General features: G+C 71.7%; 11 protein-coding genes. 5 read left to right on the forward strand and 6 right to left on the reverse strand.

From position 1 onward, the window contains the following. Positions 1 to 7 precede the first annotated feature (7 nt). Complete coding sequence (locus PSD17_RS06775; RefSeq protein ID WP_013675332.1) at positions 8 to 886, reverse strand: SMP-30/gluconolactonase/LRE family protein; 879 nt, start codon at positions 884 to 886, stop codon at positions 8 to 10. Positions 887 to 1,141: 255 nt separating this feature from the next. On the opposite strand from PSD17_RS06775, the gene PSD17_RS06780 reads away from it, so the two are divergent. The 5 genes from PSD17_RS06780 (at position 1,142) to PSD17_RS06800 (ending at position 8,810) form a co-directional block, all read left to right on the forward strand. After that, positions 1,142 to 2,293 carry an LLM class flavin-dependent oxidoreductase gene (locus tag PSD17_RS06780; protein ID WP_013675333.1) on the forward strand — a complete coding sequence of 384 codons (1,152 nt, stop codon included), beginning with the start codon at positions 1,142 to 1,144 and terminating at the stop codon, positions 2,291 to 2,293. Between the two features lie 1,079 nt (positions 2,294 to 3,372). Continuing rightward, complete coding sequence (locus tag PSD17_RS06785) at positions 3,373 to 4,509, forward strand: carboxylesterase family protein (RefSeq protein WP_339122151.1); 1,137 nt, start codon at positions 3,373 to 3,375, stop codon at positions 4,507 to 4,509. Positions 4,510 to 4,632: 123 nt separating this feature from the next. Continuing rightward, positions 4,633 to 6,447 carry a flavin-containing monooxygenase gene (locus PSD17_RS06790; RefSeq protein ID WP_339122152.1) on the forward strand — a complete coding sequence of 605 codons (1,815 nt, stop codon included), beginning with the start codon at positions 4,633 to 4,635 and terminating at the stop codon, positions 6,445 to 6,447. Positions 6,448 to 6,454: 7 nt separating this feature from the next. Beyond that, entirely contained in the window at positions 6,455 to 7,693 is a 1,239-nt protein-coding gene (locus PSD17_RS06795) for an amidohydrolase family protein (RefSeq protein ID WP_103381641.1), read from the forward strand. A 91-nt stretch (positions 7,694 to 7,784) separates the two neighbouring features. Then, positions 7,785 to 8,810: an alpha/beta hydrolase gene (locus PSD17_RS06800; protein ID WP_339122153.1), complete on the forward strand. Its 1,026-nt coding sequence runs from the start codon at positions 7,785 to 7,787 to the stop codon at positions 8,808 to 8,810. Between the two features lie 368 nt (positions 8,811 to 9,178). On the opposite strand, the gene PSD17_RS06805 is transcribed toward PSD17_RS06800, so the two are convergent. From PSD17_RS06805 to PSD17_RS06825, 5 genes are all read right to left on the reverse strand, one after another. Then, complete coding sequence (locus PSD17_RS06805; protein ID WP_013675339.1) at positions 9,179 to 10,096, reverse strand: SDR family NAD(P)-dependent oxidoreductase; 918 nt, start codon at positions 10,094 to 10,096, stop codon at positions 9,179 to 9,181. A gap of 214 nt (positions 10,097 to 10,310) precedes the next feature. Continuing rightward, positions 10,311 to 11,798, reverse strand: coding sequence for an MFS transporter (locus PSD17_RS06810; protein WP_339122154.1), 1,488 nt, complete (start codon positions 11,796 to 11,798; stop codon positions 10,311 to 10,313). A gap of 260 nt (positions 11,799 to 12,058) precedes the next feature. Beyond that, on the reverse strand, positions 12,059 to 12,676 hold the full coding sequence (locus tag PSD17_RS06815) for a TetR/AcrR family transcriptional regulator (protein ID WP_013675341.1): 618 nt from the start codon (positions 12,674 to 12,676) through the stop codon (positions 12,059 to 12,061). 60 nt (positions 12,677 to 12,736) lie between these two features. After that, positions 12,737 to 13,360, reverse strand: coding sequence for a TetR/AcrR family transcriptional regulator (locus PSD17_RS06820; RefSeq protein WP_013675342.1), 624 nt, complete (start codon positions 13,358 to 13,360; stop codon positions 12,737 to 12,739). Positions 13,361 to 13,456: 96 nt separating this feature from the next. Next, positions 13,457 to 14,218 carry a GntR family transcriptional regulator gene (locus PSD17_RS06825; protein ID WP_103381638.1) on the reverse strand — a complete coding sequence of 254 codons (762 nt, stop codon included), beginning with the start codon at positions 14,216 to 14,218 and terminating at the stop codon, positions 13,457 to 13,459. Between the last annotated feature and the right edge of the window lie 48 nt (positions 14,219 to 14,266).

Here is a 14,266-nt window from a genome sequence, read left to right on the forward strand (position 1 = left end):
GGTCTCCCTACCGGACGGGGACGGTGACCCGGACCGTCTCGACGACGGACCCGGTCGTGCCGGCGGCGATCGCCTCCACCCCGCCGAGCAGGCACAACACGAACAGGGTCCGCCCGTCGTGGCCGCCGAGGGCGCACGCCAGCGGCAGCTTCGCGGTGACGTCGTCGGAGATCGTGACCACGTCGGTGATCTCGCCGCCCTCCAGCACCCGACGGACCACGCCCTGCAACGGCGAGGCCGTCCAGATCGCGCCCGCGCCATCCGCGGCGATGCCGTCGGCGCTGCCCGGGGCCAGCTCGGCCCACACCCGGCGGTTCGTCAGTGTGCCGTCGGCGGCGCGGTCGAAACCGATCAGCTGCGCGGACGGGAACGAGGCGACGACGTAGGTGCCGTCGGGCAGCAGGACCGGGCCGTTCGGGTCGTCGACCTCGGTCGCGACGACGCGCGCGGACCCGTCCGGATCGACGAGGATGACCCGGCCGTCCGCATCGACCGGGCGCGGGGCGGCGGGATCGTGGGTGCCCATCGAGCCCGTGTAGGCCCGGCCCCGGTCGTCGACGACCATGTCGTTGAGCCCGCCGACGGCCAGGTGGGACAGATCGGCGTGGACGGCGACCTGTCCCGGCGCGTCCAGCCGGAGGATCTCGGGGCGCGCCATGTTCACGATCAGCAGCCTGCCGTCGGGGAGGAAGCCCAGGCCGCACGGCCGCACCCCGTCGTCGAACTGGTGAACGGTCTCCAGGGTCCCGGCTTCGTCGACGCGCAGCACGCGATGGGCGAAGATGTCGGAGAAGTAGAGCCACCCCGCGTGCCAGCGAGGTGCCTCCGCGAACCGCAGGCCACCGATCAGCGGGTCTGCCGTGGTCGTCAGGGTCTGGTCGGGCACCGCGGGCTCCTCTGGGACGACAGCGTCGAAGCGAGTTTTTCGAACCGGAGTAGGTTCGAAGACGAGTCGGAATCGAACACCCGCAGCGGCGGCGCCGTCAAGTGGGGTAGTCCCCCGTTACGGTCTTGACGCGGATGCAGGCGCCTGCGACGCTGGCTCGGCCAGATTCAAATCGGATTCGAGTTGCTGCTGCGCCTGAGCCCTCGGCAACCACTCCGCCCGCGGCCCATCGTCGGACTCGTCGAGGAAGTGACCATGAAGATCGGTGTCCATCTCTACTTCCAGAACTACGCGGACTGGGACCGTTTCAAGTCGAGGCGGCCCGGCCCGCCGGCGGTGACCGACCAGCAGATCTACGAGGAGGACCTCCACCTCGCCGGGCTCGTCGAGCCCCTCGGGTTCGACTCCTACTGGGCCGTCGACCATCACTTCAGCCCGTACGCGATGACCGGCGGGGCGCTGCAGCACCTCACCTACATGGCCGGGAAGACCTCGCGGCTGGAGTTCGGCTCGATCGTTGTCGTCCTGCCCTGGTACGACCCGTTGGCGGTCGTCGACCAGATCAGCGTGCTCGACAACATGCTGCAGGGTCGGCAGCTCACGATCGGCCTCGGCCGGGGTGCGGCCAAGCACGAGTTCGACCGGTTCCGGGTGCCGATGAAGGACGCTCGCGGCCGGTTCGCCGAGTCGCTCGAGATCCTGCGCCGGGCGCTGACCAACGAGTGGTTCTCCTTCGAGGGTGAGTACTTCCAGATCCCCGAGACCTCGATCCGGCCCGGGTTCCGCAATCCCGAGCGGCTGCTCGAGCGGATGCGTATCGCCTGGCAGAGCCCCGAGACGCTGCCGATCGTGGCGAACTCCGGCAACGGCGTGATCATGACGAACACGAAGAGCTGGGACGAGTACGCCGAGGACATCCAGCAGGTCAACAAGATCCGGCGAACCAACGGTCTCGAACCCACCCAGCCCTCGGTCCAGGTGATGCTCGCCTGCTTCGAGACCGAGGAGGAGGCCTGGGCGGTCATGTCGAAGCACATGCTGGAGAGCTACAACAGCAGCGCCAAGCAGTACGGCCTCGACGACCCGTCACAGTTCATCGGGGTCAAGGGCTACGAGCACTACGCGACGGTGCCGCCCTACCTCGGCCCGGGCACCGACCCGGCGAAGGACGCGCAGATGCTGGAGTTCGCCGCGCGCCCACAGGCCTGGGGCACACCGGACCAGGTCGTCGAGAAGCTGCGGTTCATCCAGCAGAAGACCGGCGCGGTCGAGTTCATCGTCAACCCGCGGTTCGGCGGTATGTCCGCGGAGACCGCCGAGCGCTCGATGCGGCTCTTCGCGGCCGAGGTGCTCCCGCGGATGCACGCCCTCGACGCCCCGCTGCCGGAGAACCTGCGCGGGGAGTGACGCCACCGGGACGCTGCCGTACAGGGCCTGGCCGTCGAGGCGAACCTCGCCGCCCGACCAACCAGCGAGCACCCGCTGCCACGCCGCCGGACGGTTGCTCTCGTAGTGCGGGACGCAACCCCGGTGCTGCGTGTCGGCCGGTTCGCGACGTTCAGGTTGCGCTCCGGGTGTGGGGCGCAACCGCAGTGCTGCGTGTCGGCCGGTTCACGACCGTCAGGTTGCACTCGGGTGTCGCGCCCGCACCTGCCGCGCGACACCGCCGGCGCTCGGCCGATCGGCCGCATCTTCGTCCTGGGCGACTGCGTGGCTCCTCGCGATCGAGGCGCCGCCGGGGGAGGAGTTCGGCCCGGCTGCACTCCGGCCCGACGCCGCGGGCGGGCGGTGCGTCGGGCCTTGGGCGCGGCGCCGTGGGGGTGGGCCGGGCCGTGGCGTTGCGCCGCTTCGCATGCGGGCTCGCGGCCTCGTTGCGTCCGCGACCGGCCGGCCGGGCGCGCGGGGAAGGGATGCCGCCCCGCGACCTGTCTCCGGGGCTCGCCCCGCGAGACCCTCGACCCGTCGGGCGCCGGGGGAACCCGGCGGGATCGACCTGCTCTCCGACGGCACCCCCGCGACCTCGAGCGCCCCGGGGCAGGCCCCGGCCAGAGGATGCCGGGGAGTAGGCCCGAGGGGTGGGCGTGCAGTGCACGAGACCCGGGCGAGCGGCGTCCGAGCGCGTGCGCGGAGTCGGCCGATCCGGCGCAGCGCCGCAGCGCGGCGGCCGGTTCCGCGGCGCGATCCTGCTCGACCCGCCCGTCTTCACCTGCAGCCCGGCGCGAATGGGGTGCCCCGCTCTGGCAGAGGGTGCGGGCGTAAAGGCCTGTGACGGCGGTCTCGACAAGTGGGGTGGCACTCCGTATGCTCCCAGGAATCGGGGGGAGCCCCCGCTTTCTCGCGGCGGTTCGGGCGGGAGGTAGTGCGTTGCCACGTATGGGATCCAATATAGACATCAATGAATCCGATCGCTATCGTGGTGTCGTCGCTCGAGGGACAGACGAGGCGGATCCGCCCGTCGTCTGCTCGGTGACGGAAAGGAGGCCGCCGTGCCGTACCTGACCGCCACACCGACGGTGGCCCTGTCCGAGGGGCCCGTCCAGGGAAGGCGACACCGGAGGTTCCCGCAGGTCCGCGCGTTCTGCGGGCTCCCGTACGCCGCTCCGCCGGTGAGCTTCCTGCGCTTTGCCCCGCCGGCGCCCTGCCCGCGCTCCGACTCGTGGTCGCCGCTCGGTGGCTCCCTCCGAGGTGGCCTCGGTGCCGCGTTCGTCGAGGCCACCCGGCTCACGCTCGACGTCTGGACCCCGGTGGACGCGGCAGATCGACCGGTGCTCGTGTGGCTCGACGACGAGCGGAGGGCTCATGACGGCTGGTCGCGCAGGTTCTGCGCGGGCCTCGCAGCCGAGCACGGGGTCGTCGTGGTCGCGCCGCGCCACCGCACCGGCGCGCTGGGCTATCTCGATCTCACCGCGCTGCGGGACGGGTTCGGCAACGGCAACTTCGGACTCCTGGACCAGATGGAGGCCCTGACCTGGGTTGCGACCCATGCCCGGGCGTTCGGTGGGGACCCCACGACCATCACGGTCTCCGGGCGGGGGGAGGGCGCGCACGCCGCCGCGCTGCTCGCCGGCCTGCCTCGCACCAGCCCGCTCGTGCGGCGGCTGGTGCTGCCGGTCGGCGCCCCGCCGATCCGGGTCCAGACCCCGGCGCAAGCTGCACGGGTCGGTGCCGCGTTCCTCGACGTCCTCGAGGCGGATCCTGCCGCGCGGGGGGATTTGCGCGAGATCGACGCCGAGGCGATCGCCCGGGCCGAGGCGGCGCTCGGCCGACCGGAGGGTCACCTGCCGTTCGGCCTGGTGGCCCACGACGACCTCCCCTTCGGCGACCTGACCGAGCTGCTGCACACCGCCCCGACCTCCGTCGACGTGCTGGTCGGCAGCACCTGCGCCGAGCGCGGCGCCGGGCTGACGATGTGGACGGTCTGGCGGTGCGGCCAGGATCGACCTGCCGAGCGCTTCTCGACGGCGGTGGTCCGTACGCCGCACAGGTCGGGGGAGGGGTATGGCGGTGCCTTCGGGGCCTTCGTGCGCACCGGTGACCCCGCGCCGGCGGACGACCCGGAAGCGACTGCGCTCCTCCGGTCCCTCATCGGCTGGCAGCCGCTCGACCTCGGCGCTGCCCGGTGACGCCGATCGCCCGCCACCCGGGCCGTGGCGGCCTCCCCGACATCGTCGAAGTACGTCGACATCCTGCGCGCCAGGCACCCCGCGCGACACCGACGCCGCCCGCGCGGCGAAAGGACGCCCCTCGTGACTGAGCAGTACCGGACCGATCCCGATTTCGATGCGGACGCCCTGCGTGAGAAGTACCGGCAGGAACGCGAGAAGCGGCTGCGACCCGACGGATCCGCCCAGTACCGCCGGATCACCGACGAGCTCGAGCACTACCTGGTCGACCCGTACACCGAAGTGGTCGAGCGCGAACCCGTCACGGACGCGGTCGAGGTCGCGGTCATCGGTGGCGGGTTCGGCGGCCTGCTGGTGAGCTCCCGGCTTCGGGCGGCCGGCGTCGCGACCGTGCGGCTGATCGAGCAGGGCGGTGACGTCGGCGGGACCTGGTACTGGAACCGGTACCCCGGCGCGGCGTGCGACACCGAGTCGTACATCTACCTGCCGCTGCTGGAGGAGACGGGGTACATCCCCACCGAGCGCTACGCCAAGGGCCCGGAGATCCACGAGCACTGCAGGCGGATCGCGCGGCACTTCGACCTCTACCGGGACGCCCTGCTGCACACCCGGGTCGTCGACGTGCGCTGGGACGAGGCGGAGCAGCGCTACACCGTGACCACCAACCGGGGTGACCGGTTCCGCGCCCGGTTCGTCGTGATGACCGCGGGATCGATGGACCTGCCCAAGCTCCCGGGTATCCCCGGGATCGAGAACTTCGAGGGGCACTCCTTCCACACGACGCGGTGGGACTACGCGTACACCGGCGGGGACGCCTACGGGAACCTCACCGGGTTGGCCGACAAGAGGGTCGCGATCATCGGCACCGGCGCCACGGCGATCCAGGCCGTCCCGCACCTCGGCGCGAGCGCGGAACACCTCTACGTCTTCCAACGCACGCCCTCCGCGGTCAACGTCCGGGACAACCGGCCGACGGACCCGCGGTGGGTCGCGACGTTGGAGCCGGGCTGGCAGCGCGAGCGCGTCCGCAACTTCTCCGGGTTCATCGCGGGGGAGGAGGTCGGGGAGGATCTCGTGAACGACGGCTGGACCAGGATCTTCCGCAACCGCGCGCTGCACGGCGGGGTGCTCGACGAGGACGTGGACTTCGAGGTCATGGAGGCCGTGCGGGCACGGGTCGACGAGGTCGTCGAGGACCCCGAGGTCGCCGAGGCGCTCAAGCCGTACTACCGGGCGCTGTGCAAGCGTCCGACCTTCCACGACGAGTACCTGCCGACCTTCAACCGGCCCAACGTGACGTTGGTGGACACCGACGGCCAGGGCGTCGAGAAGATCACCGGGACCGCCGTCGTCGCCAACGGTATCGAGTACGAGGTCGACTGCATCGTCTTCGCCAGCGGCTTCCACGTCGGCGTGCCGTTCTCGCGGCGGCTCGGCTACGACGTCGTCGGGCGGCACGGCGCCACGCTGAGCGCGAAGTTCTCCGCGGGCATCTCGACGCTCTACGGGATGCAGACGCACGGGTTCCCGAACTTCTTCATCGTCGCCATCAACCAGGCAGGAATCTCCTCGAACCAGACCCACCTCCTGGACGTGCAGGCACGACACATCGCGGACGTCGTCGCGACCACGCGGGCCGCGGGCGCCGGGGCCGTCGACGTCGAGCAGGAGGCCGAGGAGGACTGGGTACAGCACGTGATCGAGTCCGCCCGTCGCAACGGCGAGTTCCTCGCCACCTGCACGCCGGGCTACTACAACAACGAAGGCAACCCGAACGTCGAGGCCTTCCGTCGCAACGGTCCCTACGCGCCCGGTGTGTGGCGCTTCGAGCGGATCGTGGAGCAGTGGCGTGCCGAGGGCCGCTACCGGGGCCTCGTCTTCGACGGATCACCGCTTCCCGACGGCACCGTCCCGTCCGGCAGCACTACCCGAGGGTGAGGAACCGATGAGCTCGTCCGAGCTTCCCAAGATCATCTCTGTCGACGACCACCTGGTCGAGCCCGCGCACCTGTTCGAGCAGTGGCTACCGGCGAAGTTCCGGTACGGGGCCCCGCGCGTCGAGCGGCGGATGATCAGCATGGACACCGACCTCTTCGGCTACGAGGAGGACCCCGACGGCATGCCCAGCGACGTCTGGGTGTTCGGCAAGTCCGTGTACGTGCCGCGGCGCGCGGTCGTCGTGCTCAAGGACGTCGAGACGTCGGCCGAGCTGCGCGACAAGGAGCCCGTCACCTTCGACGAGATGGACCCCGCCTGCTACGACCCGAAGGCCCGGATGCAGGCCATGGACGAGCAGGGCGTCGAGGCGTCGCTCGGCTTCCCCTCGTTCCCACGGTTCTGCGGGCAGGCGTTCAGCGAGGAGACCGAGAACGACCGCGAGCTGGGTGTGGCGTTGATCCGTGCCTACAACGACTGGCAGGTCGAGGAGTGGGCCGGCGACTCGGGCGGGCGGCTGGTCCCGGTCCCGGTCGTGCCGCTCTGGGACGCCCGGCTGGCTGCGGAGGAGGTCCGGCGCAACGCGGCCCGCGGCGTGCACGCGGTCGCCTTCAGCGAGGTCGTGGGGCACCTGGGCTACCCGGACATCCACGGCGGCAACTGGGACCCGTTCTTCGCCGCGTGCGAGGAGACCGAGACGGTGGTCTGCATGCACATCGGCTCGTCGTCACTGCTGATGCCGCTCCCGCCGCGGGCCCCCCTGCTGCTGCTGCCGGTCATGCAGTTCGCGAACTCCTACGCCTCGATGGCGGACTTCGTCTTCTCCGGCGTGCTCGACCGGTTCCCTCGCCTCAAGCTCGCCTACTCCGAGGGGCAGGCCGGCTGGATCCCCTACGCCATGGAGCGGATGGACCACGCCTACGCCCACCACACCTGGGCATTGGGGGAGGAGAAGCTCAAGGAGAAGCCCTCGACCTACGTGCGGCGCAACATGTGGGGCTGCATCTTCGCCGACAAGCACGCGATCGCGAGCGCCGAGCACATCGGCGTCGACAACCTGATGTTCGAGGTCGACTTCCCGCACAGCGACGGCCCGTACCCGCACACCCGCAGCCACCTCGCCGACCAGTTCGCCGGCGTGGACCCGGCCGTCACCTACCGAATCGTGCGCGGCAACGCCATCCGCCTCTTCCAGCTGCCCTTCGACCAGGACCTGGACGCCGACGGTCGCCCGCTCGAGCTCGGGTGACCGGTCGTCGAACGGTGTGCGAGGTGCGCGGGCCCCGTCGTGGTCGGCCGACAGGACTCCTGCGGACGACGCGACACGCGGACCGGACGGAATGAGGACAGTGGACAGTACGACCGCGGGCGGCCCGCGCGGGAACGGCGCCACCGGGGCTCCCTCGGCGCTGCACCCACCCCTCGACGCCGAGCTCGCCGCGGTCCTGGCGGCGACCCCGGACGTCCCGACGACCGTCACCCCGGAGATGCTGGGCCCGCTGCGCGAGGCCGTCGCCGCCGGCGCGGAGCCGCTCACTGTCATCGCCGAGCGGCACGGCGTCGCTATCCGGACCGTGACGGTGCCCCGCAGCGGCATCCCCGACCTGGAGCTGCTCGTGGCGCGCCCGCCGGGCACCCCACGCGGTGCTGCGGCGCTCTACTGGATCCACGGCGGCGGGGTCGTCCTGGGCGACCACCGGTTCGGCCTCGACCTGCCGCTGGCCTGGGCGCGGGAGTTCGGCGTGCCCGTCGTCTCCGTGGACTACCGGCTGGCTCCGGCCGACCCGGATCCCGCGGCGGTGGAGGACTGCTACGCCGGTCTGGTGTGGACCGTCGAGCACGCTGCGGAGCTGGCGATCGACCCGTCCCGGATCGTGCTCGCCGGGCACAGCGCCGGCGCCGGGCTCGCCGCCGGGACCGCGTTGCTGGCCCGCGACCGCGGTGGCCCCCGGGCCGTCGGGCAGCTGTTGTTGTGCCCGATGCTCGACGACCGGGAGCTCACCCCGGCCAGCCGCCAGCTTGACGGCGTCGGTGTCTGGGACCGCACGGCCAACCGCACCGCCTGGCGCGCCCGGCTCGGCGAGCGCTGCGGCGGCCCGGCGGTCGGGGCGTACTCCGCCCCGGCCCGGGCGACCGACCTCGCCGGCCTGCCCCCCGCGTTCGTCGACGTCGGCTCGGTGGACACCTTCCGCGACGAGGCCGTGGGCTACGCCGGCCGCATCTGGGCCGCCGGTGGCGACGCCGAGCTGCACGTGTGGCCGGGCGCCTATCACTGCTTCGAGATCTATGCGCCCGGCGCCGCGATCTCGGTCGCGGCGGTCGAGCGCCGCACCGCGTGGCTGGCCCGCGTCCTGCGGGCCGGCTGACCGTCCCCGGCGAGGACCGATCCGAGATCCCGCGGACGGGGTCGCCATCCGCACCGGCGACGCCGTCCGCGGGATCGCCGTGCGGGTACGCCCGCGCACCGGCGCGACCGCCTCCGCGGCGACGGGGAGCCCCGCACGGCGGCCGCGATCCCCGACGTCCCACCGGTGAACTGTGTGTCGACGTCGGGGTACACGTCGGGAGCGGGATGCCTCGCCGCCCGCCTGCCCTGCGCCGCCGGCGTCGCGGCGTGCAGGGCAGACGGACGGACACGGCACCTCCGTCCGGCGAGCTCACCGTGTCCGCGGTCCGGAGCCTCCGGTGGAGGCGTGGAGACCCCGCGGTTCGTCGAGGAGCTCGCCGGAGGTCGTCACAGCGACATCCCACCGCCGACGTCGACGGTGGTGCCGACGATCGAGCTGGCCGCGTCCGAGGCCAGGAACGCCACCATGTTGGCGACCTCCTCCGGCAGCTGGTAGCGCTGGATCGCGGTCCGGCCGTGGTCGTAGAGGGTCTGCCACGTGTCCGGCAGCAGCTCACGGTTCGGGCCCCACATGCTGCCCGCGTTGACCCCGTTCACGAACACGCCGTACTTCGCGACCTCCTTGCCGAGGTGGCGGTTGAACTCGGCGACGCCGGCCTTGAGCGTGCCGTAGAGGCCCAGGTCGGGCAGGGCGGTGCGGCTCGCCTCGGAACCGATGTTGACGATGCGGCCGTAGCGCTGGGGGATCATGTAGTCGAGGACCGCGCGGCACGAGTGGATCGGCGCGGCCAGCGTCCCTGCGATCGCGCTGTCGATCTGCTCGGGGGTGACCGTGGCCAGTTCGCCCACGTACGTCGCCACCGCGCTGTTGACCAGGATGTCGATCCGGCCCAGCCGCTCGTTCGCCTCCGCCAGGATCGCCCGGATCCCGGTGGGGTCGAGGGCGTCCCCGTAGATCCCGACCGCCTCCACGCCCCAACGGTCGGCGACGGTCTTGGCCAGCTCCTCGGCGGAGGGGCCGGGGCGACGACCCCAGGACACCTGCAGCGCCGCCGCCTTCTCCGGTTCCTGGTCGACGATCGCGACGTCGGCGCCGAGCCCGGCGAGCCGGTTCACGATGGCCTGTCCCAGGTTGATCCCGGCACCACCGGTCACGACCGCCTTGCGTCCCTTCAGGCTCATCACGTCCGTGACGCGTTGGTCGATGGTGTGGAGCGGGATCCGTTCCTCGTCCCACCAGATCGTGTTGTCGGAGCCCTCCGCGATGTGCTTCTCCAGCACATCCCTCAGGAAGTCGTCGGCCATCGTGGTGTCGTCCTCTCGTGTCGCCGGTCGGACGCCGGCGGGGATGCGGATCCGGCGGCTCACGGCGCGCCGGGGTGCGGTGGAGCAGCCGCGACGGGCCGGCCGGCGCCCGTCACGGGTAGGTCTCCTGCGGGGCGGCGGGTCCACGACGGCGTCGGGAAGCACGGACCCTTCCCGACGCCGCTCTGCACAGCGGGCCCCGACCCGGCAGGGGTCAGGCCTGCGCAGGCGTCAGGACGGCCGTGGCCGTCGCCGTGGAACGCCGGCTCGCCAGCAGGTAGCTCAGGCCGATGCTGACCACGCCGAGCGCGACGATGAGCAGGACGTTGGCGAGGATCGCGCCCCACGAGGGCGCGCCGGCGGCGGTCAGGCCTGCGGAGAGGATGGCCCCGGCGATCTGGCCGCCCAGCACGCCGCCGACCGACCGGACGACGTAGACCGCGCCGCTGGCACTGGCGACGCGTTCCGCGGGCACGACCCGGACGATCGTGTTGAGCGACTGGGTGAACCCGATGCCCAGACCGAGGCCCATCAACGCGGAGCAGAGGTACGGCGTCCACGGCGCGCTGCCGATCCCGAGCAGCACCAGACCGGCGGCGACGATCAGTACGGCACCGAGAATCATGGTGCCGCGGCGCCCCAGCAGCGGCTCGAGCCGCTGTGCGGTCGGTCCGGCCACGACGACCAGCAGGGCGTACGGGAGCAGGACGAGGCCCGCGGTCGAGGCGTCGCCGCCCATGCCGTACCCGATCGCGACCGGCAGCAGGGCGACGGTCGGCAGGATCACGTACATCACGAAGGTGGCGATCGAGTGCGCCGTGTTGATCGACATGACGCCGAGGACCTCACGTTCGGCGAGTCCGCGCAGGTCGACCAACGGGGACGGGTGCCGGCGCTCGACGACCGCGAACACCGCGAGCAGCGCGATCGTCAGCACCAGCAGGCCCAGGACGAGCGGAGAACCCCAGCCCAGGCTGGTGGGGAACGTCAGACCGAGCAGCAGCGCGACCAGGGCGGCGCCGAGGAGCACCGCGCCGGTCCAGTCGACCGTGCCACCGGCGACCGGCGGGCAGCTGGGAAGAGCGCGCAGACCGACCAGTACCACGGCGGCGATGACGATCGTCGGGAACCAGTAGATGTAGGAGTAGTGCAGGTGGGTGACGATCGGGCCGACGGCCACATATGCGACCGCGGCACCGAGGCCACCGCTGACGACGAAGATCGTGTTGGCGGTGCGGGCCCTGCTCAGGGGCTGGCTGTCGCGCATGATGCCGATGGCGATCGGAACGACCGCGACGCCGACGCCCTGGAGCATCTGACCGGCGATCAGGAGGGGAGCGGTCGTCGCGAGAGCGGCGATGGCCGCACCGATCCCGGAGAGCCCGAGGACGACCAGGAAGACCTTCTTCTTGTCGGCGATGTCGGCGTACCGGGTCGCCAGCGGGAGACAGACGGCGCCGACGACGAGCAGGCCCGTCAGCATCCAGGCGCTCTGGGACGGGGTGATCCCGAGCTCCTGCTGCACGAACGGGACGATCGGAGCGACCATCATCTCCATCGTGAGATAGGAGAAGACGCCGAGCACCAGCAGGACGAGCGTCGTCAGCGAGCCGCGCGGCTCCGCGGCGACCGCGCCCGCGGTGAGGGCGCCGTCCGGTGCGGCCGGTGGATCGTTCGACGTGGGGACACCGTGCGTGGGCATGCTGATCCTCTCGACGGAAGACGCCGGGCCCGAGGAGTGCGGGCGGGACGGGGAACGGCGTGGACCGCCGGCCGTCAGCGGCGGCGCGTCCACTCCGGGCAGAGCCGTACGGGTACCGAACGCCAGGGTTGGCCTACCCGCCATCAATTCGAATCGCCTTCGAAATATGGCATGCGACACGAACCGGGTCAAGCGACGTCGAGGTCAGGAGTCCGACACGGTCCGGCGGAGCGCGGAGGCCACGGCCGACGCCTCCTCGCTCAGGCCGGAGCGACGCCGTCCGGGTCCGCGGCGGGCCCGGCCGACAGGCCCGACCAGATCATGTCGAGCTGGAGGGCGGCCAGCGTGCCGGGGGCGCGGCCCGGCCCCGGCGGCGGCCAGGCCGCGGGGGCGATGCACATGCCGAGCAACGTCAGCACGGTGACCGTGGGATCGATCGACGGGGAGATGTCACCTGCGGCGATGCCGTCCTTGAGGATCGACTTCCAGGCCTCGCGGTAGCGGGAGAGCAGGCGCGCGTCCTCCTCCGCCTCGATCTCGGTGCGGCGCGGGTCGTGCGCGTCGGTGAACCAGCGGGGCGAGGCAGTGCGGTGCCGGTCGACGTAGCGCTGCTGTGCCCGGATGGCCTTCTTGAGCTTGTCCCGCGCGGCTTCCCGGCCCGCCGCGACCTTCTCCAGCGTGACCACGACCTCGGTGAACTGCTGGCGGGTCACGAGGCGGAGCAGTGCCGCCTTGCTGCTGACGTGGTAGTACAGACTGCCCTGCAGGACACCGAGCTCCTTGGCGATGTCCTCGATTCGGGCGTTGTCGTAGCCCTTGTCGGCGAACACCTTCGCGGCGGCGTCGACGACCTGCTGCCGGTTGCGGATCTTGGTCATCCGGTCTGCGCCCCCACCCCCGCCTCGCTGGCGACGGCTGCAGCATAGCCGCGATTCGAATCAGCCTCGAGAAGTGGAGGGCCGGTCCGCGTCGACGCGAGGTGCGGAGATCCCCGACCAGACGATCTCGTGCTGCAGCGCCGCGACCTCCTCGATCCGTCGGGCGCCGTCGCGTCGGAACCAGTACGACACGTAGTCGCACATGCTCACGAGTGAGATGGCGACGGCCGTCGCATCCGTGCCCGCCGCGATCTCGCCACGGGCCATGCCCTCCTCGACGATCGCCGCCCAGCCGGCGCGGTAGCGCAGCACCGCCTCGCGGTGCTCAGCGATCTCGTCCTCGGTGATGTCCGCCGAGCGCGTGGGGTCGCTGAACCAGTCCGGCGCTTCGATCAGGTGCTGCTCGGCGTGTGCGAGGTGGCCCAGGATGGCCGACCGGAGCTTCTGCGCGGGCTCGGCCGAGGACGCGACGATCGCGTCGAGCCCCGCGGTCAGCAGGCGGAGGTGGTGCAGCACCACCAGCCGGTGCAGTGCCGCCTTGCTGCCCACGTGGTAGTAGAGACTGCCCTGCATGACGCCGAGCGCGGCGGCGATGTCCTCGATCCGGGTCGCCGCGTAGCCCTTGTCGGCGAACACCTCGGCCGCCGCCTCGACGAGCTGCTGCCTGCTGCGGATCTTCGTCATCCCTCGTCCCTCGGCCGGTGTCGCGGAATGCCGAGTCTAGGACCGGGCGACCCGTGGACAGCACTGTTCAGAGGGGGAGTGCGGCGACGACCGGCCTCACCGGAGGCGCGCGGAACCGGCCCGCCCGATCTCGTCCACCCTGCGGACGAGCAGGTCGCTCGCGCGTCGGACGTGTTCGGTCAGCCGGGCACGGGTCGTCGCGGCGTCCCCGCGGCCGATGGCCTCGAGGATCCCGGCGTGCTCCGCCGCGTCCTTCTCGAGCCGGCGGACGTCGTTGCCCAGGGCGAGCCAGGTGAGATTGTGGGGCACCTTGTGGTGCAGGGTCTCGAGCACCACGGAGAGGTGCCTGTTGCCGCCCGCCTCGATGACCACGTGGTGGAAGTCGGTGTTCGCCTCCTGCCACAGCTGTTGGGCCGGCGAGGTGTCGCCGTCCGCGGTGCGCAGCTCCTCGACCGCCCGGCGGAACATCGCGTCGGCCGCCGCGAGCCGGTCGAGCTGCTCGGAGGTGATCAGCTCCGCGGCCGCCGCGCCCGCGTGCCCCTGCAGGATCGCGTGCAGCTCGTAGACCTCGATGATGTCGAGGGTCGAGGGCAGCCGCACCCGCGCGCCACGGTTCGCGATCAGCTCGACGGCGCCCCGTGCCTGCAGCTGCCGCAAGGCCTCGCGGACCGGCATGCGGCTGACGCCGAAGTCCTTCGCCAGGGCCTCCTGTCGCAGCCAGCTGCCCACGGGGATCTGCCCGGCGTTGATCCGCTCCTGGAGCACCGCGACCAGGGAGTCGACGAGGTCGTGATCGTCCGCCCGCCGCGCTGTCGTGCCGCGGCCGGCCGTGACATCCTTTCGATCGACGACTCCCACGGACTGGATCCTAAACGTTGCGTCGTGGATACATCAAGGCAACTCAGG

The sequence above is a fragment of the Pseudonocardia sp. D17 genome, assembly GCF_036984265.1.
Taxonomy (GTDB): domain Bacteria; phylum Actinomycetota; class Actinomycetes; order Mycobacteriales; family Pseudonocardiaceae; genus Pseudonocardia; species Pseudonocardia benzenivorans.

Excerpts from the sequence above, each read along its gene's own strand:
- PSD17_RS06780 (WP_013675333.1), top strand. The coding sequence starts at position 1,142 with ATGAAGATCGGTGTCCATCTCTACTTCCAGAACTACGCGGACTGGGAC.
- PSD17_RS06795 (WP_103381641.1), top strand. The coding sequence starts at position 6,455 with ATGAGCTCGTCCGAGCTTCCCAAGATCATCTCTGTCGACGACCACCTG.
- PSD17_RS06800 (WP_339122153.1), top strand. The coding sequence starts at position 7,785 with ATGAGGACAGTGGACAGTACGACCGCGGGCGGCCCGCGCGGGAACGGC.
- PSD17_RS06805 (WP_013675339.1), bottom strand. The coding sequence starts at position 10,096 with ATGGCCGACGACTTCCTGAGGGATGTGCTGGAGAAGCACATCGCGGAG.
- PSD17_RS06810 (WP_339122154.1), bottom strand. The coding sequence starts at position 11,798 with ATGCCCACGCACGGTGTCCCCACGTCGAACGATCCACCGGCCGCACCG.
- PSD17_RS06815 (WP_013675341.1), bottom strand. The coding sequence starts at position 12,676 with ATGACCAAGATCCGCAACCGGCAGCAGGTCGTCGACGCCGCCGCGAAG.
- PSD17_RS06820 (WP_013675342.1), bottom strand. The coding sequence starts at position 13,360 with ATGACGAAGATCCGCAGCAGGCAGCAGCTCGTCGAGGCGGCGGCCGAG.